This window comes from Paraburkholderia fungorum, from assembly GCF_900099835.1.
GTDB lineage: Bacteria > Pseudomonadota > Gammaproteobacteria > Burkholderiales > Burkholderiaceae > Paraburkholderia > Paraburkholderia fungorum_A.
Map to the genome: position 1 here is coordinate 2,881,180 of NZ_FNKP01000002.1, position 20,923 is coordinate 2,902,102.

The 20,923-nt window shown below is 60.5% G+C and carries 27 protein-coding genes; 4 read left to right on the plus strand and 23 right to left on the minus strand.

What is annotated here, in order from left to right:
• Positions 1-47: 47 nt before the first annotated feature.
• The 12 genes from BLS41_RS28845 to BLS41_RS28885 all read right to left on the minus strand — a co-directional run bounded on the left by BLS41_RS28845 (position 48) and on the right by BLS41_RS28885 (position 4,990).
• A complete protein-coding gene (locus BLS41_RS28845; RefSeq protein ID WP_143026382.1) occupies positions 48-314 on the minus strand; it encodes a hypothetical protein in 267 nt (88 codons plus the stop codon).
• Positions 315-324: 10 nt separating this feature from the next.
• A complete protein-coding gene (locus tag BLS41_RS28850; protein WP_074770887.1) occupies positions 325-819 on the minus strand; it encodes a hypothetical protein in 495 nt (164 codons plus the stop codon).
• The gene (locus BLS41_RS39200; protein WP_171910325.1) at positions 816-986 is read right to left on the minus strand and encodes a hypothetical protein; all 171 of its coding nucleotides are present in this window, start codon (positions 984-986) and stop codon (positions 816-818) included. Before BLS41_RS39200 ends, BLS41_RS28850 begins: the two co-directional genes overlap by 4 nt.
• 18 nt (positions 987-1,004) lie before the next feature.
• Positions 1,005-1,403, minus strand: a complete 399-nt coding sequence (locus tag BLS41_RS28855; RefSeq protein ID WP_143026383.1) for a hypothetical protein — start codon at positions 1,401-1,403, stop codon at positions 1,005-1,007.
• 119 nt (positions 1,404-1,522) lie between these two features.
• The gene (locus BLS41_RS28860) at positions 1,523-1,942 is read right to left on the minus strand and encodes a hypothetical protein (protein ID WP_074770889.1); all 420 of its coding nucleotides are present in this window, start codon (positions 1,940-1,942) and stop codon (positions 1,523-1,525) included.
• A 21-nt stretch (positions 1,943-1,963) separates the two neighbouring features.
• On the minus strand, positions 1,964-2,227 hold the full coding sequence (locus BLS41_RS28865; protein WP_074770890.1) for a hypothetical protein: 264 nt from the start codon (positions 2,225-2,227) through the stop codon (positions 1,964-1,966).
• Positions 2,228-2,239: 12 nt separating this feature from the next.
• The gene (locus tag BLS41_RS28870) at positions 2,240-2,482 is read right to left on the minus strand and encodes a hypothetical protein (protein WP_074770891.1); all 243 of its coding nucleotides are present in this window, start codon (positions 2,480-2,482) and stop codon (positions 2,240-2,242) included.
• 10 nt (positions 2,483-2,492) lie between these two features.
• Positions 2,493-2,819 carry a hypothetical protein gene (locus BLS41_RS28875; protein WP_074770892.1) on the minus strand — a complete coding sequence of 109 codons (327 nt, stop codon included), beginning with the start codon at positions 2,817-2,819 and terminating at the stop codon, positions 2,493-2,495.
• A gap of 10 nt (positions 2,820-2,829) precedes the next feature.
• On the minus strand, positions 2,830-3,057 hold the full coding sequence (locus BLS41_RS38660; RefSeq protein WP_143026384.1) for a terminase small subunit-like protein: 228 nt from the start codon (positions 3,055-3,057) through the stop codon (positions 2,830-2,832).
• Between the two features lie 220 nt (positions 3,058-3,277).
• Positions 3,278-3,427, minus strand: coding sequence for a hypothetical protein (locus BLS41_RS39205; RefSeq protein WP_171910326.1), 150 nt, complete (start codon positions 3,425-3,427; stop codon positions 3,278-3,280).
• Between the two features lie 10 nt (positions 3,428-3,437).
• Complete coding sequence (locus BLS41_RS28880; RefSeq protein ID WP_143026385.1) at positions 3,438-4,640, minus strand: hypothetical protein; 1,203 nt, start codon at positions 4,638-4,640, stop codon at positions 3,438-3,440.
• A 161-nt stretch (positions 4,641-4,801) separates the two neighbouring features.
• Entirely contained in the window at positions 4,802-4,990 is a 189-nt protein-coding gene (locus BLS41_RS28885) for a ribbon-helix-helix domain-containing protein (RefSeq protein WP_074770894.1), read from the minus strand.
• A 366-nt stretch (positions 4,991-5,356) separates the two neighbouring features.
• On the opposite strand from BLS41_RS28885, the gene BLS41_RS28890 reads away from it, so the two are divergent.
• Entirely contained in the window at positions 5,357-6,112 is a 756-nt protein-coding gene (locus BLS41_RS28890; RefSeq protein WP_143026387.1) for a hypothetical protein, read from the plus strand.
• 596 nt (positions 6,113-6,708) lie between these two features.
• Here BLS41_RS28890 and BLS41_RS28895 read toward each other — a convergent pair.
• The 7 genes from BLS41_RS28895 to BLS41_RS28925 all read right to left on the minus strand — a co-directional run bounded on the left by BLS41_RS28895 (position 6,709) and on the right by BLS41_RS28925 (position 13,745).
• Entirely contained in the window at positions 6,709-7,440 is a 732-nt protein-coding gene (locus BLS41_RS28895) for a phosphorylase (protein WP_074770896.1), read from the minus strand.
• Positions 7,441-7,443: 3 nt separating this feature from the next.
• The gene (shc, locus tag BLS41_RS28900) at positions 7,444-9,489 is read right to left on the minus strand and encodes a squalene--hopene cyclase (RefSeq protein ID WP_074770897.1); all 2,046 of its coding nucleotides are present in this window, start codon (positions 9,487-9,489) and stop codon (positions 7,444-7,446) included.
• A complete protein-coding gene (hpnE, locus tag BLS41_RS28905; RefSeq protein WP_074770898.1) occupies positions 9,486-10,754 on the minus strand; it encodes a hydroxysqualene dehydroxylase HpnE in 1,269 nt (422 codons plus the stop codon). Before hpnE ends, shc begins: the two co-directional genes overlap by 4 nt.
• 4 nt (positions 10,755-10,758) lie before the next feature.
• Positions 10,759-11,610: a presqualene diphosphate synthase HpnD gene (gene hpnD, locus BLS41_RS28910; RefSeq protein ID WP_074770899.1), complete on the minus strand. Its 852-nt coding sequence runs from the start codon at positions 11,608-11,610 to the stop codon at positions 10,759-10,761.
• Positions 11,611-11,825: 215 nt separating this feature from the next.
• Positions 11,826-12,764, minus strand: a complete 939-nt coding sequence (locus BLS41_RS28915; protein ID WP_074770900.1) for a sensor domain-containing diguanylate cyclase — start codon at positions 12,762-12,764, stop codon at positions 11,826-11,828.
• On the minus strand, positions 12,761-13,384 hold the full coding sequence (locus tag BLS41_RS28920; protein ID WP_074770901.1) for a chemotaxis protein CheC: 624 nt from the start codon (positions 13,382-13,384) through the stop codon (positions 12,761-12,763). Before BLS41_RS28920 ends, BLS41_RS28915 begins: the two co-directional genes overlap by 4 nt.
• On the minus strand, positions 13,377-13,745 hold the full coding sequence (locus BLS41_RS28925; protein WP_074770902.1) for a response regulator: 369 nt from the start codon (positions 13,743-13,745) through the stop codon (positions 13,377-13,379). The genes BLS41_RS28920 and BLS41_RS28925 overlap by 8 nt, the downstream gene beginning before the upstream one ends.
• Positions 13,746-14,282: 537 nt before the next feature.
• Here BLS41_RS28925 and BLS41_RS28930 point away from each other — a divergent pair.
• Entirely contained in the window at positions 14,283-16,565 is a 2,283-nt protein-coding gene (locus BLS41_RS28930) for a hybrid sensor histidine kinase/response regulator (RefSeq protein ID WP_074770903.1), read from the plus strand.
• A gap of 275 nt (positions 16,566-16,840) precedes the next feature.
• Complete coding sequence (locus BLS41_RS28935) at positions 16,841-17,860, plus strand: hypothetical protein (RefSeq protein WP_074770904.1); 1,020 nt, start codon at positions 16,841-16,843, stop codon at positions 17,858-17,860.
• 71 nt (positions 17,861-17,931) lie between these two features.
• On the opposite strand, the gene BLS41_RS28940 is transcribed toward BLS41_RS28935, so the two are convergent.
• Complete coding sequence (locus BLS41_RS28940; protein ID WP_074770905.1) at positions 17,932-18,486, minus strand: NADPH-dependent FMN reductase; 555 nt, start codon at positions 18,484-18,486, stop codon at positions 17,932-17,934.
• Between the two features lie 384 nt (positions 18,487-18,870).
• Between BLS41_RS28940 and BLS41_RS28945 the strand changes: the two genes are divergently transcribed.
• Entirely contained in the window at positions 18,871-19,077 is a 207-nt protein-coding gene (locus BLS41_RS28945; RefSeq protein ID WP_074770906.1) for a hypothetical protein, read from the plus strand.
• 139 nt (positions 19,078-19,216) lie between these two features.
• On the opposite strand, the gene BLS41_RS40150 is transcribed toward BLS41_RS28945, so the two are convergent.
• The 3 genes from BLS41_RS40150 to BLS41_RS28955 form a co-directional block, all read right to left on the minus strand.
• Positions 19,217-19,501 (minus strand): DUF6723 family protein, encoded by a 285-nt coding sequence (locus tag BLS41_RS40150; RefSeq protein WP_074770907.1) that lies wholly within the window; start codon positions 19,499-19,501, stop codon positions 19,217-19,219.
• Between the two features lie 515 nt (positions 19,502-20,016).
• Positions 20,017-20,148, minus strand: coding sequence for a hypothetical protein (locus tag BLS41_RS40020; RefSeq protein WP_268960526.1), 132 nt, complete (start codon positions 20,146-20,148; stop codon positions 20,017-20,019).
• Positions 20,149-20,599: 451 nt separating this feature from the next.
• On the minus strand, positions 20,600-20,890 hold the full coding sequence (locus BLS41_RS28955) for a DUF1272 domain-containing protein (RefSeq protein ID WP_074770908.1): 291 nt from the start codon (positions 20,888-20,890) through the stop codon (positions 20,600-20,602).
• Positions 20,891-20,923 lie beyond the last annotated feature (33 nt).

Sequence of the window (20,923 nt, forward strand, 5' to 3'; positions counted from 1 at the left end):
TGCAATCAATTGCAGTAGTACTGACGAATTAGGGTGTAGTGATAAAACTAGTGGAGAGTCGATCCGCGCTGTAGTTCGCCCATCGCTTGGGCCTGCTCCATACATTGCGCCTGCAACGCTGCACACTGCTGAAGCAATTCCTTCAGGCGCGGATCGTTGGGGCGTTCAATCGACAACGTACCCAGACGACAACCCACAAAATGGAGCCACCCGCTCAGGTCGCACAGTTGATCAAGGGTGATCCCCTCGCCTACCGCCATAAACTTGCCGATCTCGCGCATCCCCTGATCGGTTTCGCGGACAAGTTCAACCATCCTCTGATCGTCAGTCGTCACGATTCACCCCGGCGCTGTAGTTTTTTCTCAGAAAATTGTGGTGGCGGCTGCGGTGTCGTGCGTCAGGGCTACCCGATGAACCTTGGCCCGCAACGGGCGTGGCGTTTTTGGTTGCTTCCTGTATCTGCTTTTCACGCTTATGCTGCAATTCGTTTTTCATTGCGGCCATGCCATCCACTACAGGCTTGGTAGTCTTGTGCTTGGCAATGTACTGTTCAATCCGCGCGTTGAGGTCGTCGGATTCGGGCATCAACACCAGCAACATGCCAAGACGCTCTCCGAGAAGTACGTCCGCATTAGCCAATGCCACCTGCACCCGAAACTTCATGTCCTCGTAGGTTCTTTGTTCGAGGCTCGGGGGGGCGTCTGGTTCTGGTTCTTTCACGCCGTCGAGAGTCGCCGCCGCATCCAGAATCTGTTCCTTCAGGCGCTCGTAGGCCAGCTTGTTATTGGTGAGGCAAAGGTGTTGCAAGGCGCGTGTCATTTCCGCTTCCCCTTCAGTGCGTCGGCGCGTGCTTCGTTCAATTCCTGCTGGTGAGTTTTCTTCTGCTGCTCTGGCTTGCCCGCTGCCCGCCGTTGAATACCCGCGAACAAATCATGTTCACGCGCCAATCGGCGGCGCTTGTCGTAAGGGTGTTCAAAGTCGGCCATGGCAATCTCCTGATCGATCTATCGGGCGGGCTGGGCTTCGTCTTGGATAACGATAGGGCCGCGCCAGCCGTGGTTAATCTTGAATTCATTCATCCAAGACGACATTGAACCCGCGTATTCGGTGACGACACGGCCTGTCTGATCCTTGTACTTGTACGGGGCCAGCGTGCCCTCCCTCGCGGGCTTCTCCATCGCTTCCGCCACAACCGTGCGTTGAATGTCGCGGAAAAGATCGGGAGCCAACTTATCGAGGCGGGCCATGGGCTGATACGAGGTGCAATGCGGCATCAGCTTCGCCGTCAAGCGGGCTTCGTATGTTGTCGGCGTCTCTCCGGCTTGCGGAACATCCACCGCCGTTTTCGTTACCTGCAAGACGCGATCAAGGCGGGTGCGTACCTGCTGATAGGGGCCATCCATTCTCAGCGCCAACGGCTCCGAACTCGGGTTCATGCCGGGGAGGTCTTTGTGTCCCGGGTGATCCCGTACAACCTCCATGGCGCTGCTTTCTTCGTAGGGCAAATCCCATGGGCGTGCCATCACACACCCCGCATGCGGTTAGCAACCGCCGCCAGATATTCATTTTTCAAGCGTTCTCCGCGCTGGAGAAATGCGCGTTGCGATTCGCCGTTAGGATTGAACACCGCAAGCTGTTTGAAGCCGGGGAGCATCCACTGGCCCATCCACTGACGCATTGATGCCCCCGGTTCTGCGCGGTATTCGGTGATTTCCCGGCCCGTCTGATCGCGGTGTTTCACGGCCTTAATCTGCGGTTGTGCTGCGTCGGCGCGGTAGTGGCTCATGTCTACTTTCCTTCCCTGCATTTCGGCGCTGGCGGCGTACCCAAAGCGGGCAATCTGTTCAGCGTCCAATCGTGCGGTTTGCTGGCGCGAAAATTCAGCCAGTTCGTTAGCGCTCATGGAGTTGAGTCTGGCAACAAGTCGTTCTGCGTCTGTCATGACTGGCTCCCACCTTGTTTATCAATGAAGTTGTCCGTTCGCCGCGCCAGACTCACCCAATAAAAGGAGAAACCCCATTACCTGTGACTCGTCTCCACGCGTTTCATGAAATTCTGATCGGCATTCCAACGCATCCCACTTAACCGTAACCGTATGGTCTGGATCCATTGCATCGCGGAAAATAACTATGTGGGAGTTGCCGCCACCTAGATTTCTAGTACGCACGTGCATCCAGTCCATATCAGCAAGTTGTGCCGCATCTACGTCGATGGTTTGCATTGTCATGACTGTCTCCGGTTACTTGGTGTTGGATGCTTCCGCCCCATCGGGAGCGTAAAGAATTTCCAAGACCCGCCGAATGTGTAGACGCGCATCAGTCAGGGCAGTCAGGGCTTCCCGCTTGCGTAAAGCATCGGCACACATAAAGGAATTGACGGGCAAGGTGTCGTCGTGGTGTTTGATTGCTTCATCAATCAATCTTTGCGCTTCGATAAGTCCCAGCGGCAAGCGATATTGAATACCGGCATCTTGGTTGCTCATGACTGGCTCCTTACTCTGCTGCCTTGGGTGCTTCAGGGTTCAGAGACTGGTTCAGCAGTTGGACCAATAGGCCAAAAGCGGTGCCTAGCGATGCTTCTGCATTGAGTAGCATGGCCGTGGGAGTACCGGGCAGATGGTAATGAACCATCGCATTTACTTTACGGATTGCGTCTCTCGCTTCCTTTGCATCGGAAATGATCTGGATAAGGGTCGTTTCGAATTGATCCTTTTCCTTCTGCCGTAGCATCCCGGTCATCGCTGCCCTGTGCTTCTCTCTAATGCGGTTTTCTAGTTCCTCATGCCTTTCCTGCTCCGTCATCTTGTCTTGCTCGCTCATGATGTTCTCCTCACTTGCAACGATAGGTGCGGGCGTCTACGCCCTTTTTGACTGCCTCGGTGTAGCGCTTCGAGAAAATCACATCGGAAGCAATCCACCTGTACCACGTAGGTTTGCTGGGGCATTCGGGGCGGCTTGCCAGAATGCTCTCCAGCGACTTGCCCGCCGCGATTTCCTCAAGGATTGAATCAACCAGTGCGGTAGGAAAGTGGCTGCGAGTCGGCGGGTCGATATCCATTTCGGTGGGTCCATGTAACGATCGTTACACCCATAGTCTCAAAACGGACTGCTAACGAGGAAGGGAAAATTGCTATTACTACTCAAAATCTTGTCAAATGCGCGCGGGGAGTTTGCTAAATGTTTAGCTGGAGCGGGAGGGGTCGGCGGGAGGTCGGAGAGGGAGCGGCCCTAGTCTGCAATTGCAATTGATTGCATAAAAGGGCCGGATCGATAAATGGTTACAGGAATTCTTCGCAAATAGCGTATTGACGCTGAAAGGTGCCGGTTTCTGTGCATTCTTCGGGGTTTTCTGGCCTCAATTCTTCTATCGGCTCCAGCGGCTGGCGGTAGTCCGTCCTGATCGGAAACGGGATAACGGTGGCATTCATGATGGTTCCCTTACTTGGTTTTAAGAGCCGCCGATTTCAACATCGCCATCACGGCGTGCTGCTTCGCAAGATCCGTTTCCGGGACGTGTACGGGCTTCGTCGGTGCCGGGGTATGCACTGATATTGCCGTGGGCCCGGGAGCCTGCTGGGGGGCCGGATTCGCGGCCAGTTCCGCACGTTTCGCCAAAATCAGGTTGATCAACACGTTGATATGTCTGTTCGTGCCGATGATCATCACATCGGGGTAGGGCTTGTAGGTGCCATCAAGGCGCTTCGCGTAGTTGTGCCACGCAGAATCCTTCAATAGCGCGGCCAACGCCTTCAATGGGTCAAGGTCGGCACGCAGCAACTTATCCCCAAAGTTCCTTAGCTTCCCTCGCTTTGCATCGTCTAGGGCAATGTGGCTATTGGTCCCTTTCTTCCAGACCGCCTCAAGTTGATCAACGTAATCAGCCGACAATTTCCCCAATTTGTTCCAAGGTGATTTTCCCGGTGTGGGGTTAGGGGTGGTTTTCGGGTCTGGGTCTTTGCTTTCCTTGGCTTCGCCTTGGCCAAGGGTGTGGGGTACGGGTTTTGGAGTCAGCGAAGCGGCTCCCAAAGTCTTTACGTCTTGGGTACTTCCTTGGGTACTTCCTGACGTAGCTAGGTTGCTGGCAACCGGGTCTAGGTTGCTGGCAACCCCCCCTTGGTTGCTGGCAACCGGGTTAGGCTGTTTGGCGCTGGGTGAAGTGGGGTTGCTGGCAACCCCCTTTTGTCCACCTCGCAGCTTGTAACCTGCCACGTCGAAACAGAGGCGGTAATGATAGGTGTCCCAGTTGCCGAACTCATGGGACTCTTTCACGACTGCCCCACTCGCCACCAGCGCCTTGATACCGGTCTTTACTTCCTGTTCTGAATACCCAAGCTGCTTGACCCAGAATTGGCGGGAGCGGGCAACCCAGAAATGGCCGTTGATCTGCTTGGTAGCTCGGCAATGGCCTTGCTCGTCTGGCTCCAGCCAGTAGCGAAGATCGCCCAGCATGTCCCGGGCACACAGATTGCCCCCGACCAAGGCGCGGTCACTGACGATAAAACCGCGTTTTTCGGATTGGGCTAGGCCCGGGATTTTTCGGGGAGTTTTGCGCGGCTTGTACAGCGGGGCAATCGCTGTGGAGGCCATACCAGCGTTGGCGCACATCGCCCCGGCAAGGTAGTGCTGTTCGGCATGGTTCATGATCATTCCCATACTTAAAGTTAATAATCCGCACAGGATTCGCCCTATAATGTATGGGCTTGTCCCGGGTTACTTGTCCTAACGTGGGCTTGCGTCAAAGGTGCGTCTCTCTTGGTAGATGAACGCTTTCGAACCCGGTCACGCGCCGGGTTTTTTTATGCCTATGCAGGCTCCATCAGTTCCGGCTGGCGAGCGTAGTACTCACGCAGCGCATTCCGCAGAATCTCCGACTTGGTAACGCTGCGCTTCTCTGCCAGCAGTTCCATGGGCCGAACGATGGCTTCAGGAATGCGGAAGTTTTCGCGGATATAGCGGGGCTTCGCGTCTTGGGTTTTCTCGTTCGTTGCCATTTCGTTCTCCGGTTGGTGAGTGCGTATGTACAGAGTACGTGTGACTTCGGGGTCAGAAAATGCCGTCATAATTAAAATCGCTGCAACCCCTTCTGGCATTGGGTTTCGAGCCGGTAAATGATTACATGCTGCGATGCACCATCTGTTAGCGCAACGCCCCTTCTCGTCAATCCAGTGCAACTGATTGCCGCGCCGTTTTTCCCCTCGCTCCGCTGCTTATTCCGCGCATATGCTTTTTTTCGTGCGGTTTACCACTTTTCTGTCTAGTTGCCCCACTTGTTTACCCGCGTTCTTTCCGACACTATCGGGTCTCGTTGCTGCTAAACGTTTAGCCGAACAACAGTTACCCCCTGAATGGAGTCAGACATGAACGCCCAAACTACCGCCGTAGAAGTCGTTACCACCTCCCCGGTCATCGCCAAGTACGAAACCATGACCCCGCGCGCCCTAATGAAAGCTGCTCACAAAGCGGCTGAAAATTGGACGCAATCCAGCTATGACCTCGGCGCGGTGCTGTCGCGTATCAAGACGCGCATTGATGGCGAGAAAGATAAGAATTTCGGTTATGACTCGTTTGGGGCGTTTGTAGACAAGGAACTCAAGATCAAGGTGGCGCAAGCGAACAATTTTGTTTATGTGTTTCGCACGCTGGAGAAGAAAGGTATTCCCTATGAGAAGGTGGGCAAGGTGTCCTTCTCAGTCCTGCGTGCTGCGGTGGACGCCTTGACCATTGAGAATATGGATGAAGTGGTGCCGCAACTTGAAACCTCCACTTACAAGGATGCAGTGGAGAATTTCAAGGTGGTGAAGGATCAAGCCAAGGCAGACGCGGGCAAAAAAAGCGCCGCCGCCAAAAAGGCCAAGGCCACGCCCGCCGCTGACGATGCTCAAGACGTGACTTTCACTGAAACCACCGCCTCTGGCCCCGGTTACTCGCAGTCCAATATTGATGCTTGGGCGGAACAGGTGACGGTGCCGGAACTGGCCGCAATGTTCAACGCGCTGAACGTCAACAAGTTGATCGCGGCGTTTAACGCCAGTGGCAAAAAGGAATACAAGCTGGTGAAGTTGGGCACACCCGGCCCCAAGAAGGGCTCCACCAAGACGGTCGCCGCTGCCTGATTGCAATCAATTGCAGCGGTGGGGTAGACGTTATGCCCCCAATTTTGTTGGGGTAGACGTTGGGGTAACTGGAGCGAAGGATTTATATTTTTTGGCTTAAATCGGCTTGTAACCCTTACCCAGTAAGGCTGTACACATTACGCGAATTTCATACCGTACTTTCTGGTATGGAAATTCATTTGGTACTCCGCGTTCGAGGCGCCTGGTTCGGGTCTTCTGGCCTACAAACCTAGGGTTAACACTGACATTGTACCAAACATAGGGGTTTTCCCTAGTATTTCAATGCCTGTTGAATTAAAAAGTGCAGAAAGGTATTGGCGGCGGATCGCGACGTATGTCGGGCCGGATATCTGCCGTCCATGAGCGCATTAGGCGTTAAAAAAACCCGCGCTGGGGCGGGTCGGTTGGCGGTTGAAGGGCTATTAGGATGGCTTGGTGCGATATGCGTCACCGGAATAGAAGCCGTGCTTCTGGACTGAAATCAGATATTCAGATTGATCCATCGAACAGCGACATTCCTGATTTTTTGGCAATCGCCCATCTATCGCCGAATTAACAGACGAAAAAAAACGGCCTTTACCGGCCGTTTTCGTTTCTCAGGCAATCGCCAGATCCAGCGCGCCTGCTTTTGTCATCGCCTGTCGCGCCTGAACCAGCGAGAGTCGCGCGGCGCGGGCGTCGCCGGCAAGCTGGATCAGTGCCCCCAGTTGCGACGGCTGCCGTATCAGTTCCCGCAGAATCGGGCCGAGCGCCGTGCTGCCATCGTCGCGCAAACCGGCCGTCGCGGCGGACGGCAACGTGCGCCACGACGGATCGACGATCGCGCGGCACACCGCGAACGGCACGCCGTGCGCGGCGGCGGTTGAGCCGGCAATGTGCGATTCCATGTCGACAGCCAGCGCGCCGGTCGAGCGATGCAGCGCGTGTTTGTCCGCGGCGGTGATCAGAGGGGCGGCGACCGCCGCCATCGCGCCGCGCTGCAGTCTCGCAGCCAGCGGCCCCGAAGCCATCGCAGCGGCGAGCCTGTCCGACCAGGACCGGTCGGTATCGATGCGCCCGGACGGTCCTTCGACGGCATCTGCGACGATCAGCGATCCTGGCTCCAGATCCGGCGCCAAACCGCCCGCCGTGCCGAAACTCACGATGCCGGAACACCCGCGCGCGACCGCCGCATCCAGCGCGCGTTGCAACAGATCGGAGCGCGCCGCGAACACGACCTCGACGCCGTTGCCCCGCGCGATCTTCGCTTCGAACGCCATGCCCGCCACCACGATCACCGGCAAGCTGCTGCCGCCGTTTCCGGCTAACGGCGTTATCGAAAGAGGCATGCGTTACATCCCGACCGCGACGCGCGTGAGCCCATTGCGCTTCAGATGACGGAACCGCGCCAGCGCCCACAACGGGAAGAACTTGCGATAACCGTGATAGCGCAGATAAAACACGCGCGGGAAACCCGTCGCCGTAAAGCGCGTTTCGTCCCACAGACCATGCTCTTGCTGCTCGCGCTGCAGATACTCGACGCCACGAGCCACGGCTTCGTGATTGACTTCGCCTGCGGCCATCAGCGCCATCAGCGCCCACGCGGTTTGCGAGGCCGTGCTCGGTGCACGTTCGTAGCCGCGATAGTCGAGCTTGTAGCTTTCGCCGCCTTCGCCCCAGCCGCCGTCCGGGTTCTGGATCGACAGAAGCCACTGCACGGCGCGCTTCATGCGCGGATCGTCGTGCGACATACCCGCCGCGTTCAGCGAGCACAGCGCGGTCCACGTCCCGTAGATGTAGTTCAGACCCCAGCGGCCATACCAGCTTCCGTCCGATTCCTGCTCCTGCAGCATGTAGGCGAACGCGCGCTGCGCCGGTTCACTGTTCTGCGGGAATTCGCCGATCTGCGCGAGCATCGACAGGCAGCGGCCCGACACGTCCGCAGTCGGCGGATCGAGGAGGGCGCCGTGGTCGGAGAACGGAATGTTGTTCAGGTAGTACTGGGTGTTTTCCGGCTCGAACGCGCCCCAGCCGCCGTCGCTGCTCTGCATGCCGACCACCCATTCGCGCGCGCGCGCAATGGCTTCGTCGTCCACGTTGGATTGCGTGAGCGCGGCCGAGCGATGCATAGCCATCGCGACCACCGCCGTATCGTCGACGTCGGGGTAGTGCGCGTTGTTGTACTGGAACGCCCAGCCACCCGGCCGCACATTCGGACGACGCGAAATCCAGTCGCCCCGCACGTCGAGAATCTGCAACGGACGCAGCCACGCCAGCCCGCGCTCGGCAGCCTGTTCGGCATGCGCCTCGCCGGTTTCGAGCAACGCGTGCGCCGCGAGCGACGTGTCCCAGACCGGCGACAGACACGGCTGGCAGTACGCTTCGTCGTCATGGATCACGAGCAGCTTGTCGATCGACTGACGGGCAATCGCGCGATTCGGATGATCGGCCGGATAGCCGAGCACGTCGTACATCATCACCGAGTTGGCCATCGCCGGGAAAATCGCGCCCAGGCCGTCTTCGCCATTCAGCCGTTCATCGACGAACGCCACCGCCGCACGCACCGCGCGCTCGCGCGTGGCTTTCGGGAACAGGCCGTCGACCGCGCGCAGCAACACGTCCACGCCACGGAACAGCCGGAACCAGCCCTCGTGCTGATGCGGCGCCCGCTCGTTCAGGCCAACGTTGACGGGCGCGCCGCGGAACACTTCGTCGATACGCACGCCGCGCGGATTGCGCGCGAGCGGCCGCTTCGCGTTGAGCACCAGCAGCGGCACGATCACGGTACGCGCCCAGTACGACACCTTCGACAGATGGAACGGGAACCACTCGGGCAACAGCATGATTTCGACGGGCATCATCGGCACTGCGCGCCACGACACGACGCCGAACAGCGCGAGCAGAATCCGCGTGAACACGTTGACGTTTTCCGCGCCGCCGTGAGCGAGAATCGCCTCGCGCGCGCGGACCATGTGCTCGGCATCGACCGGATCGCCGATCATCTTCAGCGCGAAGTAAGCCTTCACGCTGGCGCTGATGTCGAGCGCGCCGTCGGTGAACAGCGGCCAGCCGCCGTTGGGCAACTGAATGCGGCGCAGATACTTCGCGATCTTCTGCTCCAGTTCCACGTTCGGCGTTTCGCCGAGGTAGTGGACCAGCAGCGCGTATTCGGCGGGAATGGTCGCGTCGGCTTCGAGTTCGTAGACCCAGTGGCCGTCGGGCTTCTGCGCGGCGAGAATCGCGTCGGTGGCGCGCGTGATCGCGGCGTCGAGCGACACGGCGGACGCGGCGCTCGCTTGCGCTTCCGCAGGCGCTGCGTCGTGCACGGCGTCGGAATCGGCGTCGGCGAATTCAGGCAGGACGGTGTCCAGCGGCTGGGCTTGAGATAAGTCGTTCATCGGCGTTCCATCGGTTCATTCAGCAACGTATCCGCGGCCTTCTGGCCGGAGCGGATCGCGCCTTCAATCGTCGCGGGCAGGCCGGTGGCCGTCCAGTCGCCCGCGAGCATCAAATTGTTCCAGCGAGTGCGCGTGCCCGGACGCAGCGTTTCCTGGTCGGGCAGCGCGGCAAACGTCGCGCGTTTTTCCATCACGACCTGCCAGGCCGGCATCGGCGTGACGGGCAGATTGGCCGCTTGAGCCACTTCGGCCCAGGCGGTGGCGGCGAGCGCCTCGTGCGGCGTGTCGAGCAGACGCTCGGCGCCGTTGAGCGTCACCGAAAGACGCTCGTCGAACGCAAACAGCCATTCGCTCATCGAGTTCAGCAGGCCGGTGACCGGCGGCAAGCCGAACGGCGTCTCGACCGCAAAATGCACGTTGACCGTCGACGCAAAGCGGGTCGGCGCGCGCAGGCCCGGCACCAGAGTCGCCGCGCTTTCGGACGGCAGCGCGAGAATCACCGCGTGATTCGTATCCAGCGCGATGCTTTCGTCGACGAAATTCAGCGCCTGCACGCGGCCGCCACCGGCTGCAAACACGACTTCCCGCAGACGCGAACCCAGCCTGATGACCGCGCCGCCGTGCTGCAAAAGCCGCAGCGCCGGGTCGACGAAAGCGCTGCCGAGGCCGTTGCGCGCCACCAGCGGCCGGCACGCGAGACCGCCGGCCAGCAGGGTTTCGCGGACCATCGCGCCAGTCAGTTCCGCCGACGCGTCACGCGGCTCGATATTCAGCAGCGCATGAAACAGCGGCCTGAGCAGACGATCCCACAGCGGACCGTCGCAACGCATGGTCTGAGCGACGCTGCGGCCAGGCCTGGCGAGCAGCAGCGGCATTAGCGCGAGGTAATCGCCGGGACCGGTGTTCGGCACGCGTGCGTTGGAGTCGAAAATCCACCATGGCAGCGCGCCCGGCGACATCCGCACGGTCCAGCGCGCCCGCGTGGCCAGGTCGACGAACGGATATTCGGGCTGCGCCGGGCCGACCAGTTCATCGGCGGCGCCGATCGCCCGCGTGTAGTTGAGCGTCGCGGCATTGCCCGACAACACCATGTGGTTGCCGCTGTCGAGCGTCGCACCGAGCCGGGCGTCGTAGTACGAACGGCAGCGGCCGCCCGCGTACGCTTCGGCTTCATGCAGCACGACCTGCGCGCCGCGCCGCTGTAACTGCACTGCGGCGGCAAGGCCGGCGAGGCCCGCACCGACCACATGTACGAGCTTGGGCATCAGCTCAGAAAAGCGCGTAGCGCGCGACGATCCACAGCATGCGCAGCTTCGGTTTGCTGACCTTGGTGCGCGGAATGTCGAAGCCACGTTCGAGCGTGCGGTCGAGCAGCAGGCGATAAACGCCCGACATGATGCGCGGTGCGCGTACGTGGCTGCGCGACTCGCGGTCCATGATCGCATCGGACTCGGCGAAGTGCTGCAGCGCACGCTGGGCCAGCGTGGCGCAAACGCGCGGCAGCGACGGGTCGTCTGCGATCTGCTGCGGGCTTTTTACCGCGATGCCTTCGCGCGCCAGCAATTCGTGCGGCAGATAACAACGGTTCAGACCCGCATCTTCGTCGATATCGCGCAGGATGTTGGTCAGTTGCAGCGCGCGGCCCAAGTGGTGCGCGAGCAACCGGCCAGGCTCGTCCTGCATCCCGAATATCCTCACCGACAGGCGGCCCGCCGCGCTGGCAACACGGTCGCAATACAGGTCGAGTGTGGCCTCGTCGGGCGCGCAGATGTCGGCGGCGGCGTCCATGGCCATGCCGTCGATCATCGCGTGGAAATCTTCGCGTTGCAGATGAAACGTGTGAATGTGCCGCGTCAGCGCGCGCAAGGAAGCGCGCGGCGCACCGGCATAGCACGCGTCGATGTCGGCACGCCAGCGCTCGAGCGCGGCGGCGCGTTCGGCGCGCGGGGTGTCGTCGTTGTCGGCGATATCGTCGACAGCGCGGCAAAAGGCGTAGACCTGATACATCGCATCGCGTTGCGCAGCCGGCAGGATGCGCATGGCGAGATAGAACGAGCTGCCGGAAGTCGCGGCAGCGGCGTCGATTTCTGTATCGTCCACGACAAGATTGGAAACAGCCAAGACGATCTCCGCTGGAGGCGCCTGCTGAAAGGCGTTTAAAGAGGTTTTTATGCGTACTGCAGGACAGGGGGCACGCGCGTGGACACGCGCGAAACACCCGGCTGGGATGCCGGAAACGGCGAAAAGTATATCAATCTTTGTGAGAGGCCGCAGTTTTGCCAGCTAATCGGGGCCGGAAGGAAGCGCCGCCAGCGCGGCGCCCGGCCCGCGTCACGTCAATTCAGCGCCACCGTGCAGTTGCGCCCCTTGCGCTTCGCGGTGTACAGCGCCGCGTCGGCTTCGTTGATCAGCACCTCGTAGGACGGCGTGCCCGTCCGCGCGGCCGCGCCGCCGACGCTCGCCGTGACCTGCACGAGCGTGTCCTGAAACTCGACCGGCGTATCGGCGATCACGCAGCGGATCTTCTCCGCGACGATCATCGCGTCGGCGAGCGGGGTACACGGCAGCAGCAGCGCAAACTCCTCGCCGCCGAAGCGCCCGAACAAGTCCTGCGCGCGGAGCACGGCGGAGACGCGCTGCGCCATCAGCCGCAAAACCGTATCGCCGACGCCATGCCCGAACTGATCGTTGATCTTCTTGAAGTGGTCGAGATCGAACAGCAGCACCGACATGTCGCCGCCATACCGTTGCCAGCGCGTGAATTCATCGCGCAGGCGCGCCTCGAAGAAGCGCCGGTTGGCGATGCCCGTCAAACCGTCGCGATCCGCGTATTCCTGGAGTTTGGCGACCGCCTCTTCGCGCTCGCGCTGAACGATGCTCACGTGCGTGACATCCGAGATCGTCACGCACACAGCGACAACCTCACGCTCGCGCATCAGCGGCATGAACGTGCAGTCCTGCTGCATGAAATCGACTCCGCCGGTGATCGGACGGTCGTGATCGAATTTGAACAGGTAAGGGCGCTGCTCCCACGAGCTGAACGCGAACGTCCCGAGCTGGAACACGCTCTCGATCTTGCGCGACAGCCACACGCGCGGTAGTTCCGGGAAGTGCGTGTACAGCGACTTGCCCACCACCTGTTCCGCCGACAACCCGCTGTGGTCCTGCATGAAGCGGTTCCACATGAGCACGTTCATGTCACGGTCGATCACGAAAATGCCAAAGCCGACCCGCTCGACCACCAGGTCGCTCAATGAATCTGCAGACACCGTCATAGGCTGGACAGCAACTCGTCGAGTGCTCCGTTCATGTGGCGGATCGACTCTTCGGCCATCAGCATCACGAGATGGGCGCGGAAGCTCTGGTCTTCCAGCGCGAAATTGACTTCGACCAGCAACGCGACTTCCCATTGCAGGACGCCGGGCTGGAACACTTCGTCGAGCGTCATTGCGTCGCCGAGCAGACCCGGCGCGGAAAACACCGGCGTGCGGCCGAGCTGGTCGAGAATCGACGAGACGCACGCGCCCGTCAGCAGATTGGCGACGTCGAACATCAACTCGGTCTGACTCACCGACTCGTAGCTCGAACGCGCGTAGGGATCGTTGACGAGCGAGCACAACTGCTCGACGCCGTCGCTGCGGCAGATCACCAGCGCCTCGCCCTTGATGTCGGAGCGAAAGCCCTGACGCACCGCGCTCACGGTATCGTCGATACCGGTCATCTCGCGCAGCGAATTCGCCGCCTCGCTGACCGCCACCAGTTTCACGCGCGGCACCGACAATTCGATGAACGCATCGAGCAGCCGGGCGAGGCGAGTCGCAGCCTGGCCCATCGCCAGATTGGCAACCTCCTGGAGCGCGTCGCGCTGATCTTCGCTGAGGAATGGTTCAGGCATACAACCCGTACTCCTTGAGGGTGTGCAGAAGCGCCTCGGGCGTCACGGGCTTGGCGAGGAACGCAGCGGCGCCGAGTGAGCGCACGCGCGATTGGGCCATCGGCTGGACATCGGCGGAGACGACGATTACGAAGGTGTTCAGATCTTCGTGCTGCAAGGCTTCCAGCACCTGATAGCCGGTCATGTCGGGCATCGTCAGATCGAGAAACATGACCGACGCGCGACCTTCCCGGTATAAACCGAGCGCTTCGCGTCCGTTCGATGCGTACGACACGTCGACATCCCAGTCCGGCGGCAATGCCCGGGTGAGCACCTTGCGGGCAAGCAGCGAATCATCGGCGATCACAATGGGCAAAGACATGGGCAGGTAGAAAGCGAAATGGTCTCTTACGCGTTAACGGCACGTCGAAGCGAGTTCTTTAGCGCCGGACCGGTCGCCCAGCGGAAAAGTGCGGTGATGCCTGCGCAAATGCAGGTTGCGTGGAGCGAGCGGGGAGCGTGCGTGACCGGACGCGTGCAAAACGCGCGTGGTAAGCATGGCCTGATTCCTCGTGGCAAACGCGTCCGGGCATGGCAGACGGATTTTCTATCGCGGCAAGGATTTTCGAAGTAAAAGCTTGCAGAAGCAACTCGCCAAAACTGCATTCACTAATGATATTTACTCCTTATATCCTATTTGCAGAAACGTTTCATTCAGATGCGCAGCCATTCTTTTGTATTTACACTTTCGTGTTCGTTTGCGCTTCCTGATTTGTCGCTGTTTTCAAATATCAGACGATTAATCTGCGCGCGGTCCTGGCGTTCGTCGCAGTAACTTCTCGCTTGCTCCAACGTTATGCTTCTGTTGTGAAGCCGACTTCCGGCATTCCGGTCCCGAACGATTCTGGCCTTATCGACAATGACACAAGACCGGTTGGACCCGCCTCGCGCGGGTCGTCTTTCCGCTGCCCCGCAAGAGGGGGCGTCGTTTCCTGCCGTGCCGGAACAGAATTTCCACGTGCGGCGCATCACGCTGATCGCGTTGCTGGTCGCCGCCGTCGTGCTGCCTTGCGTGTACGTGGCCGCGATGTCGCTCAACGACTGGCGCGCGCGCGAAGCCGACGCCACCGACATGACGCTGCGCACCGTGCGCGTCGCCGAAGAACACGCGCTGAAAGTGTTCGACATGAACGAATCGCTCGATGCCCGCATCATCGAGCTGACCGATGGTCTCGACGACGACGGCATCCGCGAGCGCGAAGCCGTGATTCACGACAAGCTGCGCACCATGGGCGGCGGCTATCCACAAGTGGCCGCCGTGTCGATCTTCGGGCGCGAGGGCGTGCTGCTCGCCAGCAGCCGGTTCTATCCGGTGCCGATGGTGTCGATCGAAGGACGCGACGATTTCGTCGGCATTCGCAGCGGGCGCGATCTGGAACACGTGTCGAAAGTGATGACCGGGCACGTCGCGGGCGAGCAGGTGTTCAACATGGGCGTGCAGCGCGTGGCCACCGACGGCTCGTTCGCCGGAATGGTCTCAGTCGCCCTGCGGCCCAGCTATTTCGACGCGTTTTACCGCGAACTGCTGGTCGGCAACGACAGCACGCCGATGATCCTGAGCCTCGTGCGCACCGACGGCGCGATCCTCGCGCACTATCCGACCCGTCCGCGCAAGCCGGCGGTGATGGCGGCCAATACGCCGCTCGCAGAAGCCATCGCGCAAGGGCGGCGCTCCGGCGTTGTGCGGATGCGCTCGGACGTCGACGACGGCGATCTGATCGTCGCGTTCCGGCACGTCGGTGCGTATCCGGTGTACGTGCTGTGCGGCTATCGCACGTCGGCGATCTGGGCTGCGTGGTATCGCCACCTGAGCGTGCTGATTCTTTCGATGTTCATGCCGTCCATCGCGCTGTGGTGCGTGATCTGGCTGTCACTGCGGCGGCTCGGCGCGGAAGAGGAGGCGTGGGAGCGCTGGCAGGCCGAGGCGTCGATGCGTCGCTCGATCGAATCGGCGTATCGCCAGTCGCGCAAGATGGAGGCGCTCGGCACGCTGGTCGGCAGCGTCGCGCACGACTTCAACAACCTGCTGATGATCCTCTCCGCCAACGTGCAGATCGCGAGACGGCGCGGCGTGGCCGGAATCGACCGCGAATTATCGGCGATGGAACGCGCGCTCAAGAGCGGCCAGTCGCTCACGCGGCAATTGCTCGGCGTCGCGCGCAAGCAGCCGCTGCGCACCGAAACGCTGTTCCTCGACCGCTGGTTGCCGACCTGCCGCGAATTGCTGCGCGCGTCGCTCGGCGCGAAGGTTTCGCTGGTGATGGACATCGGCGCGCAGACCTGGCCGATCCGCGCGGATGTCGCCGAACTCGAACTGGCGCTGATCAACGTCGCGGTAAATGCGCGCGACGCGATGACCAACGGCGGGCGTTTCACCGTGCGGGGCAGCAATATCGTGTTCCGTCACGAAGACGGGTTTCCGCTGACGGGCGAGTTCGTGCAGTTGTCGCTGGAAGATACGGGCGTGGGCATGGCACCCGACGTGCTCGCGCGGGCGTTCGAACCGCTGTTCACGACCAAGCCGAAAGGGATGGGCACCGGTCTCGGCTTGCCGCAGGTTTTTGCGTTCTGCGAAAGTTCGGGCGGGCTGGCCGCGATCGACAGCGCAGTCGGTGCGGGTACGTCAGTCAGGCTTTATTTGCCCCGCGCAGCGGACGAACTGGAGACTCCTGCGCCAGTCGAGGCAAGCGCGGAAGAAAACGGCGGCCCGCAAGGTCTGCGCATTCTGCTGGTCGAGGACAACGAGGAAGTCGCCGCCGGCACCGAAGCGCTGCTGCAGATGATGGGCCACCAGATCACCTGCGTGTTCAACGCCGATGCCGCGCTGCGCCTGTTCGACGACGCGCACGCGAAGCAGGCTCGCACGGGCGAGCCGCTGCCGTTCGATCTGGTTCTGTCGGACATCCACATGCCGGGCACGCTGAACGGGATCGACCTGGCCGAGAGGGTGCTGGCGTTCGATACCAAACTGCCGGTCATCCTCGTCACCGGTTACGCGGAAGAACTCGACCGCGCGCGGAGCGTGGATGTGCGGGTGCTGTCCAAACCGTTCGATATCGGCCTGCTGGAAAAGCTGCTGGAGACGATCCAGCGCGATGTGGCGCAAAGCGGTGCCAGCCCGGCGGCGCAGTCTGCGCAGTGAGTCCCGGGTGATCGATCGGTGACGCGTGGCGCCGGCGTGATGCGGCTGCGTGATGCGGCCGTTATGCGGGCGTCACGCCGGTGTCATTTACCGATGCGTGTAAAAGCGCGGCGCATTGCGCCGCACTTTTTTGTCCGCTCTGTGCGCCGAAGTCAGGCGGGGCAGGGCGCACAGCTGTTCGCGATCACCCCGGCATGATCGTTGCGGCGGAAAAAGCATGGAGGGCGGCGTATTTCAGCGTCGTTCGTTCCGCCCAACTACGTCGGGAGACAGCCATGCAACACACCGTGATTGGTTTATTCGACACCTACACCCAGGCCGAAAGCGCCCGCGATACGCTCGTGCAAACTGGCTTCGCCCGCGAATCCATCGAATTGCAGGCAAATCCGCAACCCACGGTCGCTTCCGCCACCGACGAAGTCGCCGGCGCGGGCATGCTGGCGAACATCGAGCGTTTCCTGGCCAGTCTGTTTGCGAGCGGCCCCCGCGCGCCCGAAACTGCCCGCTATGTCGAAGCGATGCGGCGCGGCGCGGTGCTGGTCTGCGTGAATGCCACCAGCGAATCGCACGCGGAATTGGCGCGCAGCACGCTGACGCGGCTGGGCGCGACCGACATCGGCGACCGTCTGCCCACCTGGGAAGCGCAGCCGGAAGCGCGCCGTGAACATTCAGTGCTGGACGAATTAGGAATTGGCGCTGTCACAGCGGCCACTCCGCAAACGTCAAGTGCAGTGAGGCCAGGAGTGAGCGCGACGGACACAACGCGGGCCGCGTCGGCAGCGGAGCCGTACTACGCCATGCCTCCGGGAAGCACCGACGCCGAGCCTTTCGTGCCGCCGCCGCTCGCCGAACGGCCGCTGATCGATCCGGTGAATGAGCCAGTCGTCGATCCGCTAGTGGGCGACGCAGGGCGCAGCGCGATTGCTGCGGGTTCGGTCGCCGGTTCGGGCGCGGTAATGCAGCCGTCCGAGGTCGTCCCGAACACGACGCAACCTGCGGGCGCGGTTGGCGCCCAGATTCCGAACGAATATCTGGAATACGAAGAGGATTTCCGCTCGCACTATGACGAGCAATACGCGGCGGACAATGCGCGTTACGAAGACTACGTGCCCGCTTATCGCTACGGCGCGGAGATCGCCGCCGACACGCGTTTTCGCGATCGTCCGTGGGATGAGATCGAGCCGGAAGCTCGCGATCATTGGGAACGCACGTCGCCGGACAGCACGTGGGAACGCTTCAAGCTCGCTGTGCGTCACGGGTGGGAGCGGGTGACGGGACATCACCACCACGTCTGATGCAGGTCGGTGACGGCAGCGGTGCCGGTAGGACGGCGTCCGCTGCCAGTTTCGCCGGGTGGCTCGCCTGGTTAAGCCGCCGTGTGCCGTTTGACCCATGCAACGTAGCGGTCAACGAAAGTTTGTAAAAACTTGCGTGTGCCGTCGTTGAGAATTTCGCCTTTTTCGTTGATCACCGCTGCGTCGTGTTTGATGAACATTTCGGGTTGGCCGAGAGTCGCGACGTCGAGGTAAGCCAGCACATTCCGCAGATGCTGTTGCGACAGCGCCGTGCCGGTTGCACCAACGGAAGTGCCGAGTACGGCGCCGGGTTTGTTGCCCCACGAATTGGTGCCCCACGGCCGCGAACCCCAGTCGAGCGCGTTCTTCAGTACGCCGGGTATCGAGCGGTTGTATTCAGGGGTGACGAACAGCAGGCCGTCCGCGGCTTCGATCCGTTGCTTCAGCTGCTTGCCCGCTTCGGGATAGTCGGCATCGTAGTCCTGGCTGTAAAGCGGCAACGAACCGATATCGATGAATTCGAAGGTGAAGTCGGCAGGGGCAAGCGAAATCACCGCTTGTGCCAATTGCCGGTTAAACGACTCGCGACGCAGACTGCCGACAACAACCGCAATGTGATGAGCCATGATTCGTTTCCTTGACGTGAGGCGCACGAGGCGCGGGAAGGGTACGAACTGTCCATCATAGGCAAAAGCCTGGCGGACGGCGACGGAATAGCGGCTAGATAGCGCTGTCCCTCGAAGGAGTCGAGGGGTGTCGGTGGATAACTTGCAGCGCATCGAAGTTATCCACAGATTCACTGAATAACCTTGTGGATAACTGGTACTTTTGCCTTGTCAATCAAGCATGCTTTCGGCCTACGACGATTTGAGGCAAATGAGTGCTTAACTGCAAAGGCACTGGGCGAAGATTGTCGGATCTGGAAAATATGACCGATCCGGCGGGTCGTTTTCTTGGACGACGCCAGCGTCTGCGGTTAAGCGAATCGATCTCTTCTGGAGGAGCCGATTATGAGTCTCAACTATGCAGGTAAATCGCATGATGAAGCGGTCGCGGCCCGCAAGAAGCAAAAGCAGCCGGCACAGGAGCAGCCGGGCGGCGATATGGCCGTCGACGGCACCGAGGCGGACAAGGTGCATAGCAGCGGCGAGCTGTCCGAGCGCGGTAAGGATGTGTGGCGCAAAGGGAGTGGGATCGATGGGGGAGGGAAGATCTAGGCTGTTGCTGGCGGGACGGGGTTAGGGCTGTTCCGCTAGCGTCGGCCGCGCCCGGGTGTGGGGCGGCGCGCGCGGGGTGTTTTTTGCGGCCGTCCAGATCGCGTTTGATCGCGCGCCATCTCGTCACGTATTGCCTCTCTTACTCCGGTACTGCGATGTCCCCATCGACAAGTTGCCAACCGTACGTCTCCGCGTAGGCCTGCGCCGCGTCGGCATCTTCGCAAAAGGGGAGATCGGCGTGACCTTGAAACGGATAGATCACCCGTTCGTCGCTGAGCCTAATCACTTTCAATGTCGGCACCGTACCGCTCGAAGTCCTTCGTGACGATGCCATCACCTGATAATTGGCCCGCCCCGTGAGTACAGGAAGCGCGGCGCGCTGAGAGCGTCGGGAACCGTGATTTGCCATCGATGATTGCGTCATGGCGTGGTGAGCGACTGGCTTAAAGCCAGGTCGTCGGTCGGTCTTTCCAGACCTTGATGGCACGTGATGCTGATATTCATAATGATCGTCTCCAGTAAAGTCGTTTGTCGCACATTTGCCGACAAGGCGGCTCGTTGGCCGTCAATGCAGCCTACGGCAGCGTATGGATAACGCGGCTCGCGTTCCGCAACCATGGTCTATTCGCTTCGACACGACCGATAACACGCCGCAGAGTCACACGGGCAAACGGGAAACCCTGTTCGATACAAGGCGTTGAGATGACGACGTTTTGCGTCAGTGACCGCGGAAAATCAGGCGGGAGGAGGGCAAGCTGTCGACCCACTGTAACACGGTTAGCAACGTGAAAAATTTCCCGCACGGACGACCGGGGCGGCTGTTGGAGGGGAATGCAAAAAGGGCGCCGTTAGCTTCCGGCGCCCTTCTTTTTACATCGACGATCATCTTCGGAAACGGATTCGAACCACACTGGCGATCCGATCAAGTCTCCCGATTTTTTAGTTGCCGAAAAACACGTTGCAGTACGACGCCGGGCCGTTGCATTTCTCCGGAGCGGCGGCATGGGCTGCGCCCGAAGCTGCTGCAAACAGGGCGACGGAAGCGATCAAAGCGGAAAGAATACGTTTCATGGTGCTAGTCCTCAGCGTGGGTGTCGCGATCTGGTGCGATCGATTGAGCGAAGGATAGCGATTGAGTGTCCTCCGACAAATACCGAAGTCGATAAGACATTTTTTCAATTTTCGAAATAATCGAGGCAGGGCAGGGGCTTAATTGAAGCGGCCATTTGCGGCTGGCTGAATCGCTGCCTCTGCATTTCGGGACAGGTCTGCCGGACGGTCAAATAATTATTGATTTCAGATTTCGCAATAATTGATTTCGCCGGGCGAGGAGGGGACGTGCAGTCGTACTGGTCTTTGCGTCCCCGCACGGGAGGGAAGGGTGCATTCGAAGTAGAGGAAAATAGCCGCTACCTTTTTCTTAAGGTTTGCCGTGGGGCAATAGACAGCGACGTCGTAAAGTCCCACGGCAGGGCGGGGCTGTAACCAAGCCCTCCATATTCACGCTTATCTCGACAAGCCGCTAACGCTCACCAGCCGGCGTATCCCGATAACGCTCAAAAAATCGCGCATGCGCCTCTTCATCAATGGAAATGGGATGTGGCTCCGCACGAGCCGGGTGCTTCTCAAGCTGCGCGCGCGTGCGGATCGGCCGATGCTGAAAATTGCCGCCACAATTCGGACACACATTGCGCAGCGTACCCAGTGCGCATACCTCGCAGAATGTACATTCGTACGTGCAAATCATGGCGTCGGACGCATTCGGCGGCAGTGACTTGCCGCATCCTTCGCAAGAGGGTCTGAGTTCAAGCATGGCGACGATTTCCGTATTTGACTCGAAGTGCGG

Excerpts from the sequence above, each read along its gene's own strand:
- BLS41_RS28845 (WP_143026382.1), bottom strand. The coding sequence starts at position 314 with ATGGTTGAACTTGTCCGCGAAACCGATCAGGGGATGCGCGAGATCGGC.
- BLS41_RS28850 (WP_074770887.1), bottom strand. The coding sequence starts at position 819 with ATGACACGCGCCTTGCAACACCTTTGCCTCACCAATAACAAGCTGGCC.
- BLS41_RS39200 (WP_171910325.1), bottom strand. The coding sequence starts at position 986 with ATGGCCGACTTTGAACACCCTTACGACAAGCGCCGCCGATTGGCGCGT.
- BLS41_RS28855 (WP_143026383.1), bottom strand. The coding sequence starts at position 1,403 with ATGGATGGCCCCTATCAGCAGGTACGCACCCGCCTTGATCGCGTCTTG.
- BLS41_RS28860 (WP_074770889.1), bottom strand. The coding sequence starts at position 1,942 with ATGACAGACGCAGAACGACTTGTTGCCAGACTCAACTCCATGAGCGCT.
- BLS41_RS28865 (WP_074770890.1), bottom strand. The coding sequence starts at position 2,227 with ATGACAATGCAAACCATCGACGTAGATGCGGCACAACTTGCTGATATG.
- BLS41_RS28870 (WP_074770891.1), bottom strand. The coding sequence starts at position 2,482 with ATGAGCAACCAAGATGCCGGTATTCAATATCGCTTGCCGCTGGGACTT.
- BLS41_RS28875 (WP_074770892.1), bottom strand. The coding sequence starts at position 2,819 with ATGAGCGAGCAAGACAAGATGACGGAGCAGGAAAGGCATGAGGAACTA.
- BLS41_RS38660 (WP_143026384.1), bottom strand. The coding sequence starts at position 3,057 with ATGGATATCGACCCGCCGACTCGCAGCCACTTTCCTACCGCACTGGTT.
- BLS41_RS39205 (WP_171910326.1), bottom strand. The coding sequence starts at position 3,427 with ATGAATGCCACCGTTATCCCGTTTCCGATCAGGACGGACTACCGCCAG.
- BLS41_RS28880 (WP_143026385.1), bottom strand. The coding sequence starts at position 4,640 with ATGAACCATGCCGAACAGCACTACCTTGCCGGGGCGATGTGCGCCAAC.
- BLS41_RS28885 (WP_074770894.1), bottom strand. The coding sequence starts at position 4,990 with ATGGCAACGAACGAGAAAACCCAAGACGCGAAGCCCCGCTATATCCGC.
- BLS41_RS28890 (WP_143026387.1), top strand. The coding sequence starts at position 5,357 with ATGAACGCCCAAACTACCGCCGTAGAAGTCGTTACCACCTCCCCGGTC.
- BLS41_RS28895 (WP_074770896.1), bottom strand. The coding sequence starts at position 7,440 with ATGCCTCTTTCGATAACGCCGTTAGCCGGAAACGGCGGCAGCAGCTTG.
- shc (WP_074770897.1), bottom strand. The coding sequence starts at position 9,489 with ATGAACGACTTATCTCAAGCCCAGCCGCTGGACACCGTCCTGCCTGAA.
- hpnE (WP_074770898.1), bottom strand. The coding sequence starts at position 10,754 with ATGCCCAAGCTCGTACATGTGGTCGGTGCGGGCCTCGCCGGCCTTGCC.
- BLS41_RS28915 (WP_074770900.1), bottom strand. The coding sequence starts at position 12,764 with ATGACGGTGTCTGCAGATTCATTGAGCGACCTGGTGGTCGAGCGGGTC.
- BLS41_RS28920 (WP_074770901.1), bottom strand. The coding sequence starts at position 13,384 with ATGCCTGAACCATTCCTCAGCGAAGATCAGCGCGACGCGCTCCAGGAG.
- BLS41_RS28925 (WP_074770902.1), bottom strand. The coding sequence starts at position 13,745 with ATGTCTTTGCCCATTGTGATCGCCGATGATTCGCTGCTTGCCCGCAAG.
- BLS41_RS28930 (WP_074770903.1), top strand. The coding sequence starts at position 14,283 with ATGACACAAGACCGGTTGGACCCGCCTCGCGCGGGTCGTCTTTCCGCT.
- BLS41_RS28935 (WP_074770904.1), top strand. The coding sequence starts at position 16,841 with ATGCAACACACCGTGATTGGTTTATTCGACACCTACACCCAGGCCGAA.
- BLS41_RS28940 (WP_074770905.1), bottom strand. The coding sequence starts at position 18,486 with ATGGCTCATCACATTGCGGTTGTTGTCGGCAGTCTGCGTCGCGAGTCG.
- BLS41_RS28945 (WP_074770906.1), top strand. The coding sequence starts at position 18,871 with ATGAGTCTCAACTATGCAGGTAAATCGCATGATGAAGCGGTCGCGGCC.
- BLS41_RS40150 (WP_074770907.1), bottom strand. The coding sequence starts at position 19,501 with ATGACGCAATCATCGATGGCAAATCACGGTTCCCGACGCTCTCAGCGC.
- BLS41_RS40020 (WP_268960526.1), bottom strand. The coding sequence starts at position 20,148 with ATGAAACGTATTCTTTCCGCTTTGATCGCTTCCGTCGCCCTGTTTGCA.
- BLS41_RS28955 (WP_074770908.1), bottom strand. The coding sequence starts at position 20,890 with ATGCTTGAACTCAGACCCTCTTGCGAAGGATGCGGCAAGTCACTGCCG.